18 protein-coding genes are annotated in these 21,383 nt (G+C 70.9%); 8 read left to right on the forward strand and 10 right to left on the reverse strand.

The window, feature by feature from the left end:
- Position 1: 1 nt before the first annotated feature.
- The 6 genes from urtE to atzF all read left to right on the forward strand — a co-directional run bounded on the left by urtE (position 2) and on the right by atzF (position 8,068).
- Positions 2-694, forward strand: a complete 693-nt coding sequence (urtE, locus tag KZJ41_RS21015; protein WP_006932959.1) for an urea ABC transporter ATP-binding subunit UrtE — start codon at positions 2-4, stop codon at positions 692-694.
- A complete protein-coding gene (locus KZJ41_RS21020; RefSeq protein WP_006932958.1) occupies positions 694-1,383 on the forward strand; it encodes a GntR family transcriptional regulator in 690 nt (229 codons plus the stop codon). Before urtE ends, KZJ41_RS21020 begins: the two co-directional genes overlap by 1 nt.
- A 5-nt stretch (positions 1,384-1,388) precedes the next feature.
- The gene (locus tag KZJ41_RS21025; RefSeq protein WP_251549522.1) at positions 1,389-1,919 is read left to right on the forward strand and encodes a carboxymuconolactone decarboxylase family protein; all 531 of its coding nucleotides are present in this window, start codon (positions 1,389-1,391) and stop codon (positions 1,917-1,919) included.
- Positions 1,920-1,989: 70 nt separating this feature from the next.
- Positions 1,990-2,685: a GntR family transcriptional regulator gene (locus KZJ41_RS21030; RefSeq protein WP_029545262.1), complete on the forward strand. Its 696-nt coding sequence runs from the start codon at positions 1,990-1,992 to the stop codon at positions 2,683-2,685.
- A gap of 53 nt (positions 2,686-2,738) precedes the next feature.
- Complete coding sequence (uca, locus tag KZJ41_RS21035; protein WP_251549525.1) at positions 2,739-6,344, forward strand: urea carboxylase; 3,606 nt, start codon at positions 2,739-2,741, stop codon at positions 6,342-6,344.
- Positions 6,341-8,068 carry an allophanate hydrolase gene (atzF, locus tag KZJ41_RS21040; RefSeq protein ID WP_251549527.1) on the forward strand — a complete coding sequence of 576 codons (1,728 nt, stop codon included), beginning with the start codon at positions 6,341-6,343 and terminating at the stop codon, positions 8,066-8,068. Before uca ends, atzF begins: the two co-directional genes overlap by 4 nt.
- Positions 8,069-8,121: 53 nt before the next feature.
- Here the strand turns inward: atzF and KZJ41_RS21045 are convergent, their stop codons facing one another.
- Both KZJ41_RS21045 and KZJ41_RS21050 read right to left on the reverse strand, forming a co-directional pair.
- Complete coding sequence (locus tag KZJ41_RS21045) at positions 8,122-9,015, reverse strand: hypothetical protein (protein WP_251549529.1); 894 nt, start codon at positions 9,013-9,015, stop codon at positions 8,122-8,124.
- A gap of 159 nt (positions 9,016-9,174) precedes the next feature.
- Positions 9,175-10,023 carry an SDR family oxidoreductase gene (locus tag KZJ41_RS21050; RefSeq protein WP_065922278.1) on the reverse strand — a complete coding sequence of 283 codons (849 nt, stop codon included), beginning with the start codon at positions 10,021-10,023 and terminating at the stop codon, positions 9,175-9,177.
- Positions 10,024-10,138: 115 nt separating this feature from the next.
- Between KZJ41_RS21050 and KZJ41_RS21055 the strand changes: the two genes are divergently transcribed.
- Positions 10,139-10,519, forward strand: coding sequence for a helix-turn-helix domain-containing protein (locus tag KZJ41_RS21055; protein ID WP_006932945.1), 381 nt, complete (start codon positions 10,139-10,141; stop codon positions 10,517-10,519).
- A gap of 9 nt (positions 10,520-10,528) precedes the next feature.
- On the opposite strand, the gene KZJ41_RS21060 is transcribed toward KZJ41_RS21055, so the two are convergent.
- The 7 genes from KZJ41_RS21060 to KZJ41_RS21090 all read right to left on the reverse strand — a co-directional run bounded on the left by KZJ41_RS21060 (position 10,529) and on the right by KZJ41_RS21090 (position 18,383).
- Positions 10,529-11,938 (reverse strand): acyl-CoA desaturase, encoded by a 1,410-nt coding sequence (locus tag KZJ41_RS21060; RefSeq protein WP_251549531.1) that lies wholly within the window; start codon positions 11,936-11,938, stop codon positions 10,529-10,531.
- A 16-nt stretch (positions 11,939-11,954) separates the two neighbouring features.
- The gene (locus tag KZJ41_RS21065; protein ID WP_065922277.1) at positions 11,955-13,052 is read right to left on the reverse strand and encodes a ferredoxin reductase; all 1,098 of its coding nucleotides are present in this window, start codon (positions 13,050-13,052) and stop codon (positions 11,955-11,957) included.
- 150 nt (positions 13,053-13,202) lie between these two features.
- Positions 13,203-14,606, reverse strand: a complete 1,404-nt coding sequence (gene lpdA / locus KZJ41_RS21070; protein ID WP_029545277.1) for a dihydrolipoyl dehydrogenase — start codon at positions 14,604-14,606, stop codon at positions 13,203-13,205.
- Between the two features lie 231 nt (positions 14,607-14,837).
- Positions 14,838-15,677, reverse strand: coding sequence for an SDR family oxidoreductase (locus tag KZJ41_RS21075; RefSeq protein WP_102800209.1), 840 nt, complete (start codon positions 15,675-15,677; stop codon positions 14,838-14,840).
- 105 nt (positions 15,678-15,782) lie between these two features.
- On the reverse strand, positions 15,783-17,099 hold the full coding sequence (locus KZJ41_RS21080; RefSeq protein WP_251549533.1) for a wax ester/triacylglycerol synthase family O-acyltransferase: 1,317 nt from the start codon (positions 17,097-17,099) through the stop codon (positions 15,783-15,785).
- Between the two features lie 123 nt (positions 17,100-17,222).
- Complete coding sequence (locus KZJ41_RS21085) at positions 17,223-17,906, reverse strand: transposase (RefSeq protein WP_306430603.1); 684 nt, start codon at positions 17,904-17,906, stop codon at positions 17,223-17,225.
- Positions 17,907-17,918: 12 nt separating this feature from the next.
- Complete coding sequence (locus tag KZJ41_RS21090; protein WP_251549535.1) at positions 17,919-18,383, reverse strand: hypothetical protein; 465 nt, start codon at positions 18,381-18,383, stop codon at positions 17,919-17,921.
- Between the two features lie 116 nt (positions 18,384-18,499).
- On the opposite strand from KZJ41_RS21090, the gene KZJ41_RS21095 reads away from it, so the two are divergent.
- On the forward strand, positions 18,500-20,515 hold the full coding sequence (locus KZJ41_RS21095) for a prolyl oligopeptidase family protein (protein ID WP_251549537.1): 2,016 nt from the start codon (positions 18,500-18,502) through the stop codon (positions 20,513-20,515).
- 10 nt (positions 20,516-20,525) lie between these two features.
- Here the strand turns inward: KZJ41_RS21095 and KZJ41_RS21100 are convergent, their stop codons facing one another.
- Positions 20,526-21,377 carry an alpha/beta fold hydrolase gene (locus KZJ41_RS21100; RefSeq protein ID WP_050035660.1) on the reverse strand — a complete coding sequence of 284 codons (852 nt, stop codon included), beginning with the start codon at positions 21,375-21,377 and terminating at the stop codon, positions 20,526-20,528.
- Positions 21,378-21,383: the final 6 nt, after the last annotated feature.

A 21,383-nucleotide genomic window follows, 5' to 3' on the forward strand; every position in this document is an offset into this window, starting at 1 on the left:
CATGCTCGAGCTCGTCGACGTGCGCACCGGCTACGGCCGCACCGAGATCATCCACGGGGCCACACTCACCGTCCCCGCCGACGGGGTCGTCGCCGTCATGGGCCACAACGGGGCCGGCAAGACCACCCTGCTGCGCGCCGCGGTCGGCCTGCTGCCCACCACCTTCGGCCGGATCGTGTTCGACGGCGAGGACGTCACCGCGCTGCGGCCGTCCGCGCGCGTCGCCCGCGGCCTGGCCTACGTCCCCCAGGGACAACAATCCTTCGGCCAGCTCACCTGCGCCGAGAACCTGCAGGTCGTCGCCGACGGGCGCAGACGCGGCAAGCAGCTCGTCGCCGAGATGCTCGACCTGTTCCCCGCCCTCGTGCCGCTGCTGGACCGACGCGCCGGCCTGCTCTCCGGCGGCCAGCGCCAGCAGCTGGCGATCGCCCGCGCCCTGATCACCGAGCCCCGCATGCTCATCCTCGACGAACCCACCGAGGGCATCCAACCGTCGGTCGTCGCCGAGATCGAGAACACCGTCGTCGAACTCAGCCGGCGCGGCGACCTCGGGGTGCTGCTCGTCGAGCAGCACATCGGCTTCGCCCTGCACGCCGCCCAGCGGTACTACGTCCTCGAATCCGGTCGCATCACCGCCACCGGCGACGGCGGCACGGATGCCGCCGGCACCGTCCGCGCGGCCATGGCGATCTGATGAGCACCGGTGGCACGCGGCGCGACCGGGTCTACCGGGCGCTGCGTTCGGACCTGATGACGGGCGTCCTGCCGCCGGACGCACGGCTCGGCGAGGAACGCCTCGCCGAGCAGTACGGGGTCTCCCGCACGCCGGTGCGGGAGGCGCTGGCGCGGCTGGTGTCCGACGGGCTGGTCGAGCGGCGCGAGCAGGGCCTGTTCCCCTACCGGCCGCGCTTCGACGACCTCGCCGATCTGTACGAGCTGCGGACCACGTTGGAGCTGCGCGGGATCCGTCGCGCGCTGGCCGATCCGTCGATCCGGCACGATCCCCACGTGCTCGGCGCCGAGCTCGACCGGTGGTATGCGCTGCGCCGTGACCTGCCCGAGCCGGATGCGGGCTTCGTCGGCCTCGACGAACAGTTCCACCTGGCGTTGCTGGCCTCCGCCGGCAACCCGGCCCTGTGCGACGCGCTGGCCACCGTGAACGCGAAGGTGCGGCCCGTGCGCATGTTCGACTACCTGACGCACGACCGGATCACGGCGACCGTCGACGAGCACATCTGCGTGGCGGAGTCGGTGCTCGCGGGCCGTCTCGAGGACGCCCACGCCCAGCTCCTCGCCCACATCGACACGTCCCGGGCGGTGGTGGTGCAGCGCGCCGAGCAGGCCCGGACGATGGCCCGATTGGCGCGCGCCGTGCGAGACTGACCGGCATGTCACCTCGCATCCGGCCCGGACGGTTCAGGGAGCTCGGCCCTCTCAACTGGGCGGCCTGGCGCGTGCTCTCGACGGTGGCCGGCACGAAGGACGCGCACCTGTTCAGCACCCTGGGCCGCACCGGTGGCCTGTTCCGCGGCTGGCTGTACTACTCCGGGAAGCTCATGCCGTTCGGGCGGTTGCCCCGGTTCGAATCCGAACTGGTCATCCTCCGCGTGGCGCACCTGCGCGAGTGCGGCTACGAGCTGGACCACCACACCCGGCTCGGCCGCCGCGCCGGGATCACGCCGGAGATCCTGCAGCGCATCCTCGACGGGCCCGGGGCCCCCGGCTGGAGCCCGCGGCACCGGGCGATGCTCGCGGCCGTCGACGAGCTGGTCACCACCAGGGACCTCGCCGACGGGACGTGGAAGGCGCTGGCCGCTCACCTCGACGACCGGCGAATGGTCGAATTCTGCCTGCTGGTAGCGCAATACGACGGACTTGCCACCACCATCGGCGTGCTGCGCATCGAGCGGGACTTCTGAGAGTTCTTCCTAACCGCCGCTTTACCGCGGGCAATCTCGGCGAAACACGACGTCCATAGCGTATACAGCTATGTCGACACGTACGGATACAGCCACGGCGCAACCGCTCCGGACGCGGGTGTACCGGGAACTGCGCACCGAGCTGATGAACGGCTCGATCCCGGTCGGTGAGCGGCTGACCGAGCCGAAACTGTCCGCGCGCTTCGGCATCTCCCGCACCCCGGTCCGGGAAGCCCTCGCGATGCTGTGCGCGGACGGCCTGCTGCGCCGCGAGGAGTACGGATTCTCGCCGGTGCCGCCGAGCATCCCCCGCATCCGCGACCTCTACGAGCTGCGGATCACCCTGGAACTGCAGGGCATTGCGCGGGCGATCGACAATCCCGATGTGCGGCACGACCGCGCCGCCCTCACCGCCGAACGCGAACGGTGGTTGCGCCTGTCCGCCGACCCGCCGCAGCAGGAACCGGGCTTCGTGGTGCTCGACGAGGAGTTCCACGTCGCACTGCTCGCCGCATCGGGCAACGCGGAACTGGCGGGCTCGCTCGAGTCGGTCAACTCCCGGATCCGGCACGTGCGGATGTACGACTTCATGGTCAACAGCCGGATCGAGACGTCGATCGCCGAGCACCTCGCCATCGTCGACGCCGTGCTCGGCGACGAGCTCGAGCGTGCCCACCGGTTGCTGCACCGGCACATCGGTGAATCCCTCGCGGTGGTGCTCGACCGGGTGACCCGCGCCGTCACCGCGATGTCGTTCGCGCGCTGACATCCGGTTCCGCCCCCATACCTTCCTCTTCCCCGTCACCGAAGGAGCCTGTCGTGACGTTCGCTTTCGACACCCTGCTCGTCGCCAACCGTGGCGAGATCGCCTGCCGGATCATGCGTTCTGCGCACACACTGGGGCTGAAGACCGTCGCCGTGTACTCGGATGCGGACGCGTCCGCCGCCCACGTCGAAATGGCGGACATGGCCGTGCGCCTCGGTCCCGCCCCGGCCGCGGAGTCGTACCTGCGGGCGGATCTGGTGATCGAGGCCGCCCTCGCGACCGGTGCCGGCGCGGTCCACCCCGGGTACGGGTTCCTCTCGGAGAACGCGGAATTCGCGGCCGCCTGCGAGGCGGCCGGCATCGCGTTCATCGGGCCCACGCCCGAGCAGCTGCGGGTCTTCGGCGACAAGCACACCGCTCGCGAGGCGGCGCGCGCCGTCGGCGTCCCGCTCGTCGAGGGCAGCGGCCTGCTCGCGTCCGTCGACGCCGCCGTCGCCGCGGCCGAAACCGTCGGATACCCCGTGATGCTCAAGGCCGTCGGCGGCGGGGGCGGCATCGGCATGCAGGCCTGTCACACCCCCGACGAGCTGCGGGACGCGTACGAGCGGGTGCAGCGCCTCGCGTCCGCGAACTTCTCCTCGTCGGGCGTGTTCCTCGAACGGTTCGTCGCCCACGCCCGCCACATCGAGGTGCAGGTGTTCGGCGACGGCTGCGGCCGCACGATCAGCCTCGGCACGCGCGACTGCTCGCTGCAGCGTCGCAACCAGAAGGTCGTCGAGGAGGCGCCCGCCCCGAACCTGCCCGACGCGGTCGTCGAGGAACTGCTCGCGGCGTCGCGCCGGCTCGCCTCGTCGGTGAGCTACCGCTCCGCCGGGACCGTCGAATTCGTCTACGACGTCGAACGCGGCGAGGCGTCGTTCCTCGAGATGAACACCCGCCTGCAGGTCGAGCACCCGGTCACCGAGGAGGTCACCGGTGTGGACCTGGTCGAGTGGATGCTGCGGCTGGGCCGGGGCGAGACCGAGATGCTCGACGCGCTGCCCGACGGCGGACCGCGGATCACCGGTCACGCCGTGGAGGCGCGCGTGTACGCGGAGGACCCGGGGCACGACTACCGGCCCAGCGCCGGACTGCTCACCGCCGTGGAGTTCCCGGCCCACACCCGCGTCGAGACGTGGGTGGACACCGGCACGGAGGTGAGCTCGTTCTACGATCCGATGCTCGCCAAGATCATCGTGCGCGGCGAGTCCCGGCGCACCGCGTTCGCGGCGCTCGCCGAGGCGCTCGACGACACCCACCTGTACGGCGTGCAGACGAACCTGCCGCAGCTGCGGCGCATCTGCACCGCCGAGCCGGTGCTCGAGGCCGCACACACCACCGCGACGCTGCGGGACGTGCGGGCGACGGGCCACCGCATCGACGTGCTGCGCGCGGGCACCATGACCACGGTGCAGGACTTCCCCGGCCGGATCGGCCTGTGGGAGGTCGGCATTCCGCCGTCGGGCCCGATGGACGACCTGTCGATGCGCGCGGCCAACGGCGCCGTCGGCAACCCGGAGGGGGCACCGGCGCTGGAATGCACGCTGCAGGGCCCGCGCCTGAAGTTCTCCGACCCGACGCTCGTGTGCGTCACCGGCGCCCCGGTCGTCGCCACCGTTGACGGGGTGCCCGTGCCGATGTGGGAGCCCGTGGAGGTGCCGGCCGGCGGCGTGCTCGACGTCGGCGCCCCGGCCGAGCAGGGCCTGCGCACCTACGTCGCGGTGCGGGGCGGGCTCGACGCCCCGCTCTACCACGGCAGCGCCGCGACGTTCACCCTCGGCGGCTTCGGCGGCGTCACCGGTAGAGCCGTGGCCACGGGTGATGTGCTCGGCGTGGCGGAGTCGCCCGCCCCTGCCGGCCCGGCACCCGTACCCGTGGACCGTCGCCCGGAGTTCACCCACACGTGGCATCTCGCCGTCACCGAGGGTCCGCAGCCCGCCCCGGCCTACTTCACCGAGGACGACCTGGCCCAGTTCTACGACACCACGTGGACGGTGCAGTCCCACGCGAACCGCACCGGCATCCGCCTGGACGGCCCCAAGCCCACCTGGTCGCGGACGGACGGCGGCGAGGCCGGGCTGCACCCGTCGAACCTGCACGACAACCCCTACTCGGTGGGCGCACTCAACGTCTCCGGCGACACCCCGATCCTGCTCGGTCCGGACGGCCCGAGCCTGGGCGGGTTCGCGTGCCCGCTCACGGTCGTCTCCGGTCACCGCTGGAAGATGGGGCAGATCCGGCCCGGGGATTCGGTGCGGTTCGTTCCCGTGACCGACGAGGCGGCGGTCGAGCTGCGCGGCGCGGCGGCCCGCGCCCGCGACGTCCCGCCCGTGGCGCGGCCCGCCGCGCTCGACGGCGGCCGGCTGGCCGGTACCCCGGCGTTCCTGGACCGTCCCGAGGTGGTGTACCTGCGCGGCGGCGACGACAACATCCTCGTCGAGTACGGCGACATGGTGCTCGACCTGGGGTTGCGGATGCGGGTGCACGCCCTGTCCGAGGCGCTCGCGGCCGTGCGCCTGCCGGGGATCCTCGACGTCACGCCGGGGGTGCGGTCGCTGCACGTGCACTTCGACCCGGAGGTGCTGCCCCAGCACCGGCTGCTCGGGACCCTGCAGGACCTCGAGACGGAACTGCCGGCCACCCACGATCTGGTGGTGCCCAGCCGCACCGTCCGGCTGCCGCTCTCGTTCGACGACCCGTCGATCTCCGAGGCGATCTCCCGCTACCACAGCGGTGTGCGCGACTCGGCGCCGTGGCTGCCGTCGAACACCGAGTTCATCCGGCGCATCAACGGACTCGACTCGGTCGAGCAGGTCCGCGACACGGTGTTCGACGCCGAGTACCTCGTCCTCGGCCTCGGCGACGTGTATCTCGGTGCGCCCCTGGCTGTTCCGCTCGATCCCCGGCACCGGCTCGTGACGACGAAGTACAACCCGGCGCGTACGTGGACCCCGTCGGACGCCGTGGGCATCGGCGGGAAGTACCTGTGCGTCTACGGCATGGAGTCCCCCGGCGGCTACCAGCTGATCGGGCGGACGGTGCCGATCTGGTCGGGGTACCGGCAGGCCGGCCCGTTCGAGGACGGCAAGCCGTGGCTGTTCCGCTTCTTCGACCGGATCGTGTGGGAACCGGTGAGCCCCGAGCAACTGCTCGAGTACCGCGCCGCGTCCCTGGCGGGCCGGTTCGACGCCGAGGTCTCCGAGGGCACGTTCGCCCTCGCCGACCACCTGCGGTTCCTGGCGGAGAACGCCGAGTCCATCGACGCGTTCCACGAGCGTCAGTCCGCGGCGTTCGAAACCGAGAAGCAGGCGTGGCACGCGGCCGGTGAGTTCGACCGCACCGAGCCGGCGCCGATCGAGGTGGTCGAGCCCGTCGACCCGCTCGCCGGGATGCCGGCGGGATCGGTCGTCGTCGAGGCCCCCATGGTCGGCAACGTGTGGCGGGTCGAGGTGGCAGAGGGCGAACGGGTCGCCGCCGACGACACCGCCGTCATCCTCGAGGCCATGAAGCTGGAAATGCCCGTGCCGGCAGCCGTCGAGGGGACCGTCCTGAAGGTCCTCGTCGGGCCGGGCGCGAAAGTCGCCCCCGGCACCCCCCTTCTCGTGATCGGAGCAGCATGAGCATCGTTGTGGAAAATGGACTTTCGGCTGCGCCGTCGTCGAGCAGGGCCCGGGCGGAGGCGACGCTGCGCCGCCTCGGCGAGGTGGACCGGCCCGAGGTGTGGATCGCGCTGCGGCCGGCCGCGGATGTGCTCGCCGACGCCGACGCCGTGGACGCGCGCGTCGCGGCGGGCGAGGACCTGCCGCTCGCGGGTCTGCTCGTGGCGGTGAAGGACAACGTGGACGTCGCCGGACTACCCACCACGGCCGGCTGCCCCGAGTTCGCCTACACCCCCACGGACACCGCGTCGGGCGTCGCGCGCCTCGTCGCTGCCGGTGCGGTGATCCTGGGCAAGACCAACCTCGACCAGTTCGCCACCGGACTCGTCGGCACCCGCAGCCCGTACGGGGCGGTGCGCTGTTCCTGGGATCCCGAACGCGTATCGGGCGGATCGAGTTCGGGCTCGGCGACCGCGGTCGCGCTGGGCATCGCGGACATCGGGATCGGCACGGACACCGCGGGATCCGGCCGGGTCCCGGCCGCGCTGCAGGGACTGGTGGGCATCAAGGCCACGCTCGGCGTGATCCCGGCCCACGGCGTGGTGCCGGCGTGCGTGGACTACGACTGCCTCACCGTGTTCGCCACGTCGCTCGACCTGGCCGTGACGGCGGCGAAGGTGATGGCCGGGCCGGAACCGCGCGACCCGCGCTCCCGGAGGTGGCCGTCGGACGTGCCGTTCGCCGCGCCGTCCACGCCGCGTGTGGCGGTGCCGCGCGCGGAGGACCTCGTCGAGTTGTGCGACGAGTATCGAGAGGCGTTCGCGCGCACCGTCGCCGCAGGGCGTGCGGCGGGACTCGACGTGACCGAGGTCGACGTCTCGCCGCTGCTGGACGCGGCGACACTGCTCTACGACGGTGCCGTCGTCGCGCAGCGGTACGCGGCCGTCGGAGAGTTCCTGGCGACGAACCCCGCCGGGGCGGATCCGACGGTCGCGGCGATCGTCGCGGCCGCGGAGCGCCCCGCGGCGCACGAACTGGTGGCCGATCTCGACACCCTGACCCAGGCCAAGGCGTTCGCGGCGGACCTCCTCGACGGATTCGCCGGGCTGCTGCTGCCCACCACCACCGAGCATCCCACGATCGCGGCGGTACAGTCCGACCCGATCGGGATCAACCGGCGGATGGGCACATTCACGAACTTCTGCAATCTGCTCGACATGGCCGCGGTCGCGGTACCGGGTGCCTCGACCGCCGAGGGCCATCCCTTCGGGGTGATGGTCGTGGTGCCGGCCTTCGCCGACCAGGTCGCCGTGGACCTCGCGGCGCGGTTGACGGGCGTCGCCGCGCCGGGATTCGCCTCCGGCGGGGTCGAGCTGGCGGTGTTCGGGGCGCACCTGCGCGACCAGCCGTTGCACTTCCAGCTCGAGGAGATCGGTGCCCGGTTCGTCGAGGAGGTCCACACGTCCGACGCGTACCGCCTGACGGCGCTGAACACCACTCCCCCGAAGCCCGGTCTCGTCCGCCACGGCGCCGGCCGGGGCGCGCCGATCGCCGGCGAGGTGTTCCGGGTCTCGGAGGCCGGCCTGGGCCGGTTCCTGGCCGCGCTGCCCGCGCCGATGACGCTGACCAGCGTCGAACTCTCGGACGGGCGGTGGGTCGTCGGATTCGGTTGCACGCACGACGCCGCGGCGGACGCCGTCGACATCACCGAGTTCGGCGGCTGGGTGGCCTACCGGACTCGCTGAATTCCCGCGCTGAACCGGAATCCGCTCAGGCTGTGTCGTGGGCGGATTCCGGTTCAGCGCGTGGATCTTCGAGCGACGGCCCGGGCGAACCTCCGGGCGACGACCTCGAACCGATCCAGGTCGGCCCATGTCCACCGCACAACCTCGAAGCCGAGGTCACGCAGAGCGTCCTCGCGGTGCTTCTCGGCGACGAGGTCGCGGCGGTCCGCGTACTTCCCGGCACCGTCGAATTCGCCGACGACGCCCTGCGATTCCCAGAAGAAGTCGACGCGGTATCGGCGCCCGTCCCGAGCCACGACCTCGTGTTGCAGGGCAGGTACCGGCAGGCCGAATCGCGCCATGCGCAGGCGCGACACCGACTCCCCGACACTCTCGCTCCGTCCGTCGAGCAGGTCCACGACGGCGGCGGCCCGGGACACCCCGGTGCGGTGACGGGCCGCGGCGAGAACTGCGGGCAACCGGTCGCGGGCGGACGCATCGGCACGCAGTCCGGAGTCCCCGGCGACGACCGCCTCCTCGAGTGGCAGCGACCGGCCGAGGTCGACGATGGTGCGCGCCACCGAGGTGACGCGGACACCGTCGAGCGTGACGACATCGCCGTCGCACCAGTCGGTTGCATGGACGTGGAGGTACGTGACCCTGCGCCCACTCGCGGACGTCCGCGAGACGTGTACGCGGCGCAGATCCGCGTTCCACACGTCCAGGCCCAGCAGGACGGCGGCGGACACGTGGCTGAGCGCATCCCCCGGGCGGAGACCCGAGCCGACGTGCCGTGCCAGGATCCGGTGCCGGCCGGTGTCGTCGAGCGGGCCGTCTTCCGCCCGCCGCAGATACACGCCCCGTTTCAGCGCGACGAGGTCGCCTGTCCGCAGCGCGGCGCGGAGCCGGTCGTCGGTGACACCCTGCGCCAGCAGATCCCGTCTGGTCAGGGCTGTGGGATCGGTCATGGACCGAGCGTGGCGCATGCGCCGCGCCGAGCCGGCGCAGATCGGGACGCACCGGCACATCTGGGGATGAAGCGGCCGCCTGTGGACAACCTGGATCCGCTCGCGGAGCCGGAATCTGCCCATGCTGTGTCGTGGGCGGATTCCGGTTCGCCGCGTGGATTACCGGCTCAGCGCCGTGGCCACCGGCGTGCTCGGGCGTCCGCTGAGTCGCTGCAGGTCGCCGCTGTCGGTGTCGAGGGCGCCGACGGCGATGCCCGCGTCGGAGTCCGCGAGGACAGCGGCCATCGGAGCGGGCACCCCGGCGCTCTCGAGGACCTTCGTGTACTCGTCCCGGGGCAGGTCCTTGTAGGCGACGGGCGCGCCGACGATCCCGGACAGGACGTCGGCGAGTTCCACGTAGGTGAGGCGCTCGTCGCCGCCGAGTTCGTAGATCCGGCCGGCCTGGTCGTCGGCGAGCAGCACGGCGGCGGCGGCCTCCGCGTAGTCCTTGCGGGCGGCACCGGCGACGCGGCCGGTGCCGGCGGCGCCGAACAGGGCGCCGGTCGCCTTCGCCGTGTCGACAGCGGCGGCATAGTTCTCCCAGTACCAGCCGTTGCGCAGCAGCACGACGTCCAGGCCGGAGGCGGCGAGCAGGTCCTCGGTGGTCTTGTGCTCGGCGGCCAGGGCCAGGGGGCTGCGCTGCGCGTCGAGGACGCTGGTGTAGGCCACGAGGCCGGCCCCTGCGGCCTTCGCGGCCTCGATGACGTTGGTGTGCTGCGCAATCCGCCGGCCGACCTCGCTTCCGGAGATCAGCAGGAGCTTGTCGACGCCGGCCAGAGCGGCGACGAGTGCGTCCCGGTCGCCATAGTCGGCGACGCGCACCTGCACGCCCCGGGCGGCGAGGTCGGCAGCCTTCGCGGCGTCGCGGACGATCGCGACGACGTCGGACGGCTCGGCACCGCGGTCGAGCAGAGCGGTGACGACGTGGTGGCCGAGGTGGCCGGTGGCACCGGTGACGGCGATGGTCATGAGATCTCCTCGAGAACGGAAGTCGGGAACACTGCCATCAAATCACTTACTAATCGTAAGTGCAACCCATCAAGTAAGTACGCCACGAAGTGTTCGCACATGTACGCTGGGGGGCGTGACGACGGATCCCGCACTCGAAGCGAACGTGTTCGCCCGCGCGTGCACGTCCCGGCAGGTCCTGCAGAACGCGACCGGCCGCTGGGGCGTGCTCGCCCTGGCCGCCCTGGGCGAGGGCCCGCACCGGTTCGGTGAACTGCGCCGCCACGTCGACGGGGTGAGCGAGCGCATGCTGTCCCAGACGCTGCAGCAGCTCGAGCGCGACGGCCTCGTCCACCGGCGGGTGGAAACGACCATTCCGCCCAAGGTCGAGTACAGCCTCACGCCGCTCGGCGCGCAGGTCGCCGAGCACCTGCGCGCCCTCATCGGGCTACTCGAGTCGAGCATGCCGGAAGTGCTTGCGGCACAAGCGGAGTACGACCGAACCCATCGGCCGTAGCAACGATCGTCAGCGCGGCGGCGGTTCGACCTCCACACCACCGTGCTCGTGCTCCGGGCCTGCTGCGGGATGGTCCGCGGGCAGTCGGCTGCGGAACCGGGCGGCCTCGCTCGTCGCCGGCTTCCGTGACGACGGATCGTCCGCGCTGCGATACGGACCGGGCTTCGGCCGCGGCTTGCCGCCGGGGAACGCGAGGCGCAGGATCGTCCGGTGCACGGTGCCCCACTGCCTGGACAGGGGCCCGGTGTTGTACGGCAGTCCGTACCGCTCGCAGATGTCCTTCACCTCGGGCGCCACCTCGGAGTACCGGGTGCTCGGCATGTCGGGGTAGAGGTGGTGTTCGACCTGGTAGCCGAGGTTCCCGCTGATCACGTGGAACAGCGGACTGCCCTCGATGTTGGCCGCACCGACCAGCTGGCGGACGTACCATCCGCCGCGGCTCTCGTTCTCGACCTCCTTCCGGCTGAAGGTGTACGTCTGGTCCGGGAAGTGGCCGCAGAAGATGATCGCGTGCGACCACACGTTGCGGATGATGTTGGCGGTGAAGTCCGCCGCCAGGGTGGCGAGGAACGTCTTCTCCACGCCCGGCAGGACCTTGTCGAGCACGTCGGCGACGAGGTCGGCCCGGCGGCCGGCCGCGCGGCCACCCCCGAGGCGGCCGAGTCCGCGCAGGCGGCGCCCGATCCGGGAGGTGGCCGGCTGCGGAATCCGTCCGCCCGACAGCAGCTGCACGGCGGCGAACGCGCCGGCGGAGACCAGAGGCCAGCCCACGTAGTCCTTGACGAATTGCCGCCGCGCCTTGCCTGCGATGCCCTTCAGTTCGCCGAGCACCTGCGCCGGGGTCTTCTCCCCCGCCCACAGCGCATCGAGATCGAGGTCGTGCAGCGCTACGCCCCACTCGAAGAACGCCATGAGCAGCACGTTGTAGAACGGCTGCGCAAGGTAGACCGGATGCCACTTCTGGTGCGGGTCGATCCGCATGATCTCGTACCCGAGATCCTTGTCCTTGCCGCGGATGTTGGTGAAGGTGTGGTGAATGTAGTTGTGCGAGTGTTTCCAGCCCGCCGCGGTCGACGCGGTGTCCCAGTCCCACACCGACGAGTGGATGTCCGGATCGTTCATCCAGTCCCACTGCCCGTGCATGACGTTGTGGCCGATCTCCATGTTCTCGAGGATCTTGGCCATGCCGAGGCATGCGGTGCCCGCGACCCACGCCGGCTTGGACGCCGAGCCGAGCAGCAGGGCACGGCCGGCGACGGCGAGCTGTCGCTGCGTCGCGATCACCGTCTTGATGTAGCGGCGGTCGCGCTCCCCCAGGTCGGCGTAGACCCGGTCGTGGATGGCGTCGAACTCCTTCGCCAATGCCTCGAGCGTTTCCTGGCTCAGATGCGCGAGCGGACTTTCGATCTCCGTCGTCATCTCGCGTTCCTTTCGTTCACAGCTCGATTTCGATGTCGCCTTCGGCGGTGTGGATGCATGTGCGGACCGCGGCGCCGACGGGTTCGGCGACCTCGTCCGTGCGCAGGTCCCGCACCCTGCCCGACCGCAGGGTGCCCACGCAGGTATGGCAGATTCCGATCCGGCATCCGTACGGAAGCTGCAGGCCGGCCTTCTCGCCCGCCACCAGGATCGGCGTGCCGCCGTCGCATTCGACGTCGGCCTCGCTGTCGAGGAAGTGAACCGTGCCGCCCTCACCCGACCCCGCATTCCCGCCGATGATCGGCTGGAAACGCTCCATGTGGAGTTTTTTCGGATCCCCGTGGTCGTTCCAGTGCTCGACGAACGCATCGAGCATCTCGCCGGGTCCGGAGCAGAACGCCTCCCGCTCCCGCCAGTCGGGGCACAGCTCGTCCAGATCGGCCGGCGTCATGCGGCCCTGCTCCGCGGTGAGCCGCAGCACCAGGCGGAACCCGGGACGACGCGCATCGAGGTCACGCAGCACGGACGCGAAGATGACCTCGTCGGCGGTACGGGCCGAGTGCACCAGGACGACGTCGTCGAGGGCGTCGCGGTGGTCCAGGCTGCGCAGCATGCTCATGATCGGCGTGATACCGCTACCGGCACTGACGAACAGCATCTTCCCCGGCAGCGGATCGGGCAGGGTGAACACACCCTCGACCTCGCCGAGCCGCACCACGTCGCCGGGCCGGATCCGGCGCACCAGGTGCGGCGAGACCACGCCGGACTCGACGACCTTCGGGGTGACGCTGATCAGCCCGTCCTCGGGGTCGGGATCGGAGGTCAGCGAATAGGCGCGCCAGTGGTAGACGCCGTCGATGATCACCCCCAGCCGCACGTACTGGCCGGGACGGTGCCCCCGCCACTCGTACGCGGGACGGATCAGCACGGACGCCGCACGGGAACCTTCGGGCACCACCCGCTCGACCCGGCCCCGCAGCTCCCTGGTGGTCCACAGGGGATTGATCATCTCGAGGTAGTCGTCGGGACGAAGGGGGGTGAACAGGTGGCGCACGGCACGCAACATCATCCTGCGAATCGGATGTACCTCGGGTCGCGCGCCGCGTTCCGCCATGGGGGGAAGGTACCCCGCGTCACGGGTATCGAATCAGGTTTCGTCTCCGAAGACGACGACAGCCCGCGGCGACGTTTCGGTCGCCACGGGCTGAGGCCGGTACATCCGAACGGGGATCTGCCCGTGCGGAGGATCTTCGACGCGCTGGGATCAGAAGTTGATCATGTGCCCTGCGAGGCCGTGGATGGCCTCCTGCAGCGCCTCGCTCAGCGTCGGGTGGGTGTGGACGTTGCGGGCCAGTTCGTTGACCGTCAGGTCCCACTTCTGCGCGAGGGTCAGCTCGGGCAGAAGTTCGGAGACGTCGGGGCCGATCAGGTGGCCGCCGAGCAGTTCCCCGTGCTTGTTGTCGGCGATCAGCTTGACGAAGCCGTTGGGGTCGCCGAGGCCGTGGGCCTTGCCGTTCGCGGTGAAGGGGAAGGTCGCGACCTTGACGTCGTAACCCTCGTCGCGCGCCTGCTCCTCGGTCAGGCCGAAGCTGGCGACCTGCGGCTGGCAGAACGTCGCGCGCGGCATCATCCGGTAGTCGTCGAAGGTGAGGGTCTCGGCGCCGCCGATGGTCTCGGCCGCGACCACGCCCATCGCCTCGGCGACGTGCGCCAGCATGAGCTTGGCGGTGACGTCACCGATGGCGTAGATGTGCGGCACGTTCGTGCGCATCACGTCGTCGATGGCGATGGCGCCGCGGTCGGTGAGGGCGACACCGGTGTTCTCGAGGCCGAAGCCCTCCACGCGCGGGGCGAACCCGACCGACTGCATGACCTTGTCGACGACGACGGACTCGACGTTGCCGGACTTGTTGTCCTTGATCGCGACGGTCACCTTGTTGCCGTCGTCGTCGATGGACTGCACCGCGGCACCGGTCATGATCTTCACGCCGAGCTTCTTGTACGCCTTCGCGATCTCCTTGGAGATGTCGGCGTCCTCGTTGGGCAGCGCACGGTCGAGGAACTCGACGATGGTGACGTCCACGCCGTAGTTGGCCAGCACGTAGCCGAACTCCATACCGATGGCGCCGGCACCGACGATGAGAATCGAGCCCGGCAGCTCACGGGTGAGGATCTGCTCCTCGTAGGTGACCACGTTCTTGCTCAGCTCGGTGCCGGGCAGCAGCTTGGTGACCGAACCGGTCGCGATGATCGCGTTGTCGAAGGTCACCGTCTCGGTCCCGCCCTTGTTGAGCTCGACGGAGATGGTGTTGGCATCGACGAAGGAACCCGCACCGTCGTATTCGGTGATCTTGTTCTTCTTCATCAGGAAGTGCACTCCCTTGACGCGGCCGTCCGCGACCTTGCGGCTGCGGTCCACGGCGGCGCCGAAGTCGAAGGACACGTCCCCGGACATGCCGAACGTCTTGGCCTCTTTCGTGAAGAGATGCGCCAGTTCGGCATTGCGGAGAAGCGCCTTGGAGGGAATGCAGCCCACGTTCAGGCAGACACCACCCCAGTACTTCTTCTCGATGATGGCGGTACTCAGTCCCAGCTGTGCCGCGCGGATAGCAGCGACGTACCCACCGGGACCGGCTCCGAGGACAACGACGTCATAGTGTGAGGTCACGAACAAACAGGGTAGACCTGCCGCTCCGGCGTGTCTGCGGATGGTCCGGTTACTTGCCGGTAGCCCCGACAAGAGGCACGAATCGGGCAGACGCACGGCGTCGAGCGGGTGATCGCGCGGCCGAGGGGACGCTGCCGCGGGCGGGGACGCTGCCGCGGGCGAGGGGGGCGCTGCCGCGACGAACATCGAGAGCCGCCCGCGACAACCGCCCCCTCGGGCGCAAGCACTTCCTCAGCGGCGGAAGCTCCGCATCCGCCGCACGTACCGCAGCACCTTCCGCACCGGCACCGGTCGCGGCCAGTCGACGGCACGGAACCACGCCTCGCTGCCGCCGTCGACCACCACGACGGAGCCCACGAGGAAGTCCGCGGCCGGCGAGAGCATGAACTCCACCCACTCGGCGATCCGGTCCGGATCACCGAACCCGCCGATCGGAACCGGAAAACTCCTGACCCGCTTACCTTCCGGGCTCGCGAGCTGAGTCTCGAGCAACGGCGTCGCCACCGCGCCCGGCGCGAGGACGTTCAGCCGGATCCCCGACCCCGCCCAGTCCGGGATCACCGCGTTCCGGCGTGCCCAGTGGGTGACGGCGATCTTCGACGCGGCGTAGGTGAACGGGGCGGCCGCCGGCCGGATCCGGCCCGCCCGCCGCACGCCCTTCTCCAGGTCGCCCGCGAGAAACGCCCGCACCGCCGACATCGGGACGGCCGGGGTGGTGGTCGTCGAATTCGACCCGAACACGACGACCTTGCTGTTGCCGGTCGCGGCGAGCGCCGGCCGCCACCCCTCGAGCAGCTCGATCACGCCCCGGACGTTGACCTGGGCGATGGCCTGTTCCATGCCGGGCACCGGACCGAGGCCCGCGGCGAGGACCGCACCGTCGAGCCGGTTCCCGGCCCGCTCGAGGGTCTGCCGCACCGCGTCGGAACGTCCCGCCGGGGTCGAGAGGTCGGCGACGACGTCGCCCTCCTTCAGGTCGATCCCGATCACCGTGTGACCGGCTGCCCGCAGCCGATCCGCGGCGGCCCGGCCCATCCCCGACGCCGCACCGGTCACCGCATACACACCCATCGTCACTCCCTCGTCGATCCGGTTCCGACCGGCACGCTACAGTCGCAACCGTCCCGAACCAAGCAGTTGCTCGACAGCGCCCGGGGCGGTTCGGGCACACCTTCCCTACGCGCGCGCCACCTGCGCGACGGCGGCACGCAGCACGGTCTCGTACCGGTCCAGTTCCCCGGGCTCGAGCACCTGCGGACTGGTCGTGACCGACAGCGTGACCACGTCGCCGATCCCGTGCACGCCGTGGGTCAGTCCCATGACGGGCGACAGGCCCGGGAACCCGGCGGTGAAGCGCACGACGGCGCCACCGAGCACCAGATCGCCCGCGCCGCGGTACACGCTCGACACGACCGTAGTGCCGGTGACGGTCCGCGGCACCGCGCCGAAGTCGGCGCGGGCGAGCCCGAACCGCAGCAGCGGGGCCGGGACGTGCGCGAGCGGACGATCCCGCAGATCCATGGCCGGATGCGTGATCCGTCGCCGCCGCTGCGCCAGGTCGTCCGCGATGGCCGCGGCGCGTTCACGGGGATCGCGCACGTGCGCGAACAGCCGGACGCCGGTGCTGCGGTAGGCATTGCGCGACAACCCGTTTCCGGCGAGGGAGACGGGCACCTCCGCGCCGAGCCGGTCGGCCGGGAAATCGCCGAGGAACTCGGCGAGCGCGGACCCGATCGCGGTCAGCGCACCGACGGTCACGGTCCCCACCGTGCGCAGGTCCGTCGCCGGGCACACGATCGTCCGCACGGCACGCCGCGGGCCGGGATCGGTGTTCACGGCGCTCGGCGGGCAGCCCGGGGTCGGCGGCGGGACGGCCGGATCGGCCAGTTCCCGTTCGGCGCGACCCGCGCGTGCCCCCGTCACCAGCAGCGAGCCCAGCTGGAGCGGCACCCGGGCCGCGGCCCGCAGCAGCATCACCGGCACCGCCGGCGCCTCCGGCCCGGCCGGGGCCCCGTCGCCGGCGGGGGCGGTGCCGGACAGCAACGCCCGGGCCAGGGCGGACGCGCGGGTCCCGTCCGCGAAGGCGTGCGAAACCTGCAGCACGACAACGGTTGCGGCCGCGGCGCAACGCGGTGCCCCCGTCACGCCGGGCACCAGGTGCAGCCGCCACGGCGAGGCCCGGATGTCGAGCCGGTCGGTGAGCAGCTCACCGAGGGCCTCCTGCACGCCCGGCCAGGAGGGATCCGGCAGCCGGTGCACGACGAACCGGTCGGCGCCGACGGGCCCGGTCGCCCAGTACGGATAGTCCAGATCGCCCGGCACCGCCACGGCGTGCAGCCGCAGCTCGGCGACGGCCGACGCCCGTCGCCGCAGCTCCGCTACCAGACGGTCGGGGTCGCCGGCCGGCCCCTCGAAGCAGAACAGCAGGAACTGGTCGCTGCGGACGCGGTCGTCGAGCCAGTCCCGCTGGGCGTCGGAGGGGTGGAGCTGCATGCCGCCAGTGTGGCGGGTGCGGCGTTTGCGTCGCGCGCCGCGGTCCCCACCGGGTCGCCCGGGGCCGGATGGGTAACAATTGCCCTCAACGCCTCTCCTGCCTGAAGGCAGGAGATTCCCAGCTCAGACCGCAACCGCAGCACCGACTCGAAGGAGGTGATCCGATTGACCGACGTCGTCGACACCGGTGTGGCCACGCTCCGCCACAGCCGGAACCACTCTGGCAGCGTTCCGGTCCCGGCATGCGATATAGCCGCAGCCCTGGCACCGGAAGATCCGTTCTGCGAGTTCGAGACGCTGCTTGGTTCTCGCGAAACACCTCGAACACGTCATGGTCGTGTACGCGGGCCGCACCATCACCACCTTCCGGCCGGCCCGCCTGCCCCGCCCGATCAACTCCCGTTTCGCCGACCCGATCGCCGCGTCCGCGGCCTGACGAGCCATCGTCGACCTCGCCAGAAACCGCGGCCGGAAATCCTCCACCGCAATCAACTCATGGTTGTCGACCACACGTTTCGCCCACACCCGCGCCTCGTGCCGGCTCCGGCGCGCGGCCTTCGTCACGATCTTCGCCGCGTGTGTGCGGGCGCGCCGGTAGCCCTTCGACGGCGGGTGGCCCTTCCCGCGGCGGCGCGCCGTCTTCCGTTGGGCTTTCGCCGGCTCCGCCGCGCAGCGTTTCCGATGCCCACCGTAGGACAGGTCGAATCTCTCGTCGGTGGTCGTCGCGGTCCGGGCCACACCCCAATCCACACCGATCCCGGAACCGCCCGGGGCTCCCGGTGCCGGTTCCACCTCGCGGGTCACCACGAACGAGGCGTATCAGTGCCCCGGCGAATCGCGGGTGATGTGCACACTCGACGGCTCCGACGGCAACTCCCGCGACCACACCACCGGGATGCTGACACCCTTGGCGAGCACCAACCGCCCGTCCCGGATCCGGAAGCCGCGCCGGGTGTACTCGAGCGACGGCGACGTCGTCTTCCGCGACTTGCCTCTGGGGCGGCCACGCCCTTGCACCGTGAAGGATGCCTCCAACGCTTGTGCGTAGGTTCGCAGCGTCTGCTGCTGCGCCACCTGGGAACCGTCCCGCAACCACGACGAGCGTTTCCGCGCTTCGGTCAACTGCGTGGCCTGCTTCCCGAGCGTAGGCCTGCCACCGGCCTTGTGTTGGTGCACCGCCTCGTTCCACAGGAATCGGCAACGATGCCACTCCTGCATCAGTGCATGTTCGGCGATACTGCCCGGCCGCAACCGGTAGTGGTAGCGCACCACCTCGACCCCCATACCGGGCACGCCAACCGGACCCACCGACAGGTTTCCCCGACACCCTCACACCCCTCGAGAGGAGGACGGCGCTTTCTCTCCCCCGTGCACGAGGGAGTATCCGCGCCGAACACCAGATGACCGACGACACGAACGACCCGTACCTCTGGCTCGAGGACGTCACCGGCGACGAGCAACTCGGGTGGGTGCGCGCGCACAACGACCGCACCGTCGACGAGTACACCCGCACCGAGGCGTTCGAGACGCTGCAGTCCCGGATCCGGGAGGTCCTCGACACCGACGCGCGCATTCCGTACGCGCGGCGTCGCGGCGAGTACCTGTACAACTACTGGCGCGACGCTCGGCACGTGCGCGGTCTGTGGCGGCGCACCACCATGGAGCAGTACCTGCGCGACGCCCCGGACTGGGACGTGCTGGTCGACCTCGATGCGGTCGCCGAGGCGGAGGGCGAGAACTGGGTGTGGTCGGGCGCGCAGGTGCTGCGGCCCGACCAGTCCCGGGCCCTGATCGGCCTGTCGCGCGGCGGCGCCGACGCCACCGTGATCCGCGAGTTCGATGTGGAGTCAAGGAAGTTCGTCGACGGGCCGGACAGTTTCACGGTGCCGGAGGCGAAGACCGACATCGGCTGGATCGATGCGGACACCGTGTACGTCGGCACCGATTTCGGCGACGGCTCGCTCACCGACTCCGGATATCCGCGCCTGGCCAAGCGCTGGCGCCGCGGTACCCCGCTGTCCGCGGCCGAAACGGTGTACGAGGGCGACAAGTCCGACGTCGCCGTCTCCGCCTGGTACGACCGCACCCCCGGCTTCGAGCGCAGTTTCGTCGAGCGCGCGATCGACTTCTACACGTCGCACCGTTTCGAGTTGCGGCCCGACGGGGAGCTCGTCCGGATCGAGGCCCCGGACGACGCGAAGGTCTCCGTGTACCGCGACCACCTGCTGATCAGGACCCGGTCGCCGTGGCTCGGACATCCGGCGGGCACCCTGCTGGCCGCGAACTACCCCGAGTTCCTGGCCGGGTCGCGCGAGATGACGGTGCTGTTCGCCCCGGACGCGCACACCTCGCTGGAACAGTACGCCTGGACGCGGAACCACCTGCTGGTGGTCGCGCTGCGCGACGTGCAGACCGAGGTGCGGATGCTCACCCCGGGAGCGGACGGGTGGACCGATCGGCCCCTCGAGGACGTGCCGGCCGCGACCTCCACCTCCGTGATCGACGTCGACCCGCTCGAGAGCGATGAATTCTTCCTCAACTCCAGCGGTTTCACCGTGCCCGCGACGCTGCTGTCCGGCACGGTCGGCAGCCCGCTGGAGCCGATCAAGCAGGCCCCGGCGTTCTTCGACGCCGAGAACGTGACCGTCACACAGTATTTCGCCACCTCGGACGACGGAACCCAGGTTCCGTACTTCGTGGTGGGCCGCAACACCTCGTCCCCGGCGCCGACCCTGCTGTACGGCTACGGCGGATTCGAGAACTCGATGGTGCCGGCGTACAGCGGCGGCGTGGGCCTGGCGTGGCTCGAACGCGGGTACACCTACGTGATCGCCAACATCCGCGGCGGCGGAGAGTACGGGCCGCAGTGGCACACCCAGGCGCTGAAGGAGAACCGGCCCCGGGTGTTCGAGGACTTCGCCGCGGTGGCGCGGGATCTGGTCGCGCGCGGCATCACCACCGCCGACCGGCTCGGCATCCAGGGTGGCAGCAACGGCGGTCTGCTCATGGGCGTGATGCTCACCCGCTACCCCGAACTGTTCGGGACGATCGTGTGCCAGGTGCCGCTGCTGGACATGAAGCGGTATCACCTGCTGCTCGCCGGGGCGTCGTGGATGGCCGAGTACGGCGACCCCGACGACCCCGACGAGTGGGCCTTCCTGCGCGAGTACTCGCCGTACCAGAACACCGATCCGGACGCGGCGTACCCGCCGATCCTGATCACCACCTCGACCCGGGACGACCGGGTGCATCCCGGTCACGCCCGGAAGATGGTGGCCCGGCTCGAGGAACAGGGGCACGAGGTCTGGTACTACGAGAACATCGAGGGCGGGCACGGCGGTGCCGCGGACAACGCCCAGGCCGCGTTCAAGGCGGCACTGACGTTCACGTTCCTCGAGCGCATGCTGTCCCGGTAGGAGGCCGCGCTCACCGGTCCTTCAACCAGGCGGCGATGCGGTCGACGGTGTCCGCGTTGTCGCGGATCCACCCGTTGTGCCCCAGCGGCCGGGACTGGTGCCACGTCGTCACGTCCGCGGCGGGCATCTTCTCGAGCAGGTGCCGGGCGGCGGGGACGGGCGTCATGTCGTCGCCCTCGACGGTGACCGACAGGACCGGCAGGCTCAGCTCGGCCAGCCGCTGCTCGTAGTCGACGTCGGCGCCGCGGGGCTCGAAACGTCCGCTGCGGGCCAGGCGCGCCCAGTCCGAGATGAGCAGCCGGGACTGGCGGCCGAAACCGGCGACGTCGAGCCGATCGCCGGGCCAGAACCCGGCCACGCTCGCGGTGATCGACATCGCCGCGGACCCGAGGAGCAGACCCGGCCCGCGGATGCCCGCGTGGTGACGGTAGTAGGGGGTGCCCGCGGCGACGAGGATCAGCCCGCCGAGGCGTCCGGGATTGCGGGAGGCATAGAGCACCCCGAGCTGACCGCCCATCGAATGCCCCAGGAGGTACGGGGTGGAGTCGAGGAACCGTTCGTGCACCACCTCGAACATCGCCGGCAGGTCGACGGCCACCAGTTCCTGGTAGCCGTAGTCGCTGTCGGGTCCGGGACGGGGGCGGCTGTCGCCCTGCCCGGGCAGCTCGCAGAGCGCGGCGTCGAACCCGTGCCCGGTGAGCGCCTCGGCGACGGGCTCGTAGTAGCCCGCCGGGATGCCGAGGCCGGGCAGGATCACCACCACGGGCCGTGGCGCGTCGATGCGGGCCGGGTGTTCCGGACCGGGAAACAGGCGGACCGGCGTCGTCGTGCCGCCCGGCAGCTGGATCGGTACGGTCTCCACCGGCTC

Source organism: Rhodococcus sp. 11-3 (assembly GCF_023704055.1).
GTDB classification, from domain to species: domain Bacteria; phylum Actinomycetota; class Actinomycetes; order Mycobacteriales; family Mycobacteriaceae; genus Rhodococcus; species Rhodococcus aetherivorans.

Bases quoted from the DNA above. Each gene is read 5' to 3' on its own strand.
- KZJ41_RS21065 (WP_065922277.1), bottom strand. From the start codon at position 13,052: ATGGCGGAACGCGGCGCGCGACCCGAGGTACATCCGATTCGCAGGATG.
- KZJ41_RS21075 (WP_102800209.1), bottom strand. From the start codon at position 15,677: ATGGGTGTGTATGCGGTGACCGGTGCGGCGTCGGGGATGGGCCGGGCC.
- KZJ41_RS21020 (WP_006932958.1), top strand. From the start codon at position 694: ATGAGCACCGGTGGCACGCGGCGCGACCGGGTCTACCGGGCGCTGCGT.
- KZJ41_RS21095 (WP_251549537.1), top strand. From the start codon at position 18,500: ATGACCGACGACACGAACGACCCGTACCTCTGGCTCGAGGACGTCACC.
- KZJ41_RS21030 (WP_029545262.1), top strand. From the start codon at position 1,990: ATGTCGACACGTACGGATACAGCCACGGCGCAACCGCTCCGGACGCGG.
- urtE (WP_006932959.1), top strand. From the start codon at position 2: ATGCTCGAGCTCGTCGACGTGCGCACCGGCTACGGCCGCACCGAGATC.
- KZJ41_RS21050 (WP_065922278.1), bottom strand. From the start codon at position 10,023: ATGACCATCGCCGTCACCGGTGCCACCGGCCACCTCGGCCACCACGTC.
- KZJ41_RS21025 (WP_251549522.1), top strand. From the start codon at position 1,389: ATGTCACCTCGCATCCGGCCCGGACGGTTCAGGGAGCTCGGCCCTCTC.
- atzF (WP_251549527.1), top strand. From the start codon at position 6,341: ATGAGCATCGTTGTGGAAAATGGACTTTCGGCTGCGCCGTCGTCGAGC.
- KZJ41_RS21090 (WP_251549535.1), bottom strand. From the start codon at position 18,383: ATGGGGGTCGAGGTGGTGCGCTACCACTACCGGTTGCGGCCGGGCAGT.
- KZJ41_RS21060 (WP_251549531.1), bottom strand. From the start codon at position 11,938: ATGACGACGGAGATCGAAAGTCCGCTCGCGCATCTGAGCCAGGAAACG.
- KZJ41_RS21045 (WP_251549529.1), bottom strand. From the start codon at position 9,015: ATGACCGATCCCACAGCCCTGACCAGACGGGATCTGCTGGCGCAGGGT.
- KZJ41_RS21080 (WP_251549533.1), bottom strand. From the start codon at position 17,099: ATGCAGCTCCACCCCTCCGACGCCCAGCGGGACTGGCTCGACGACCGC.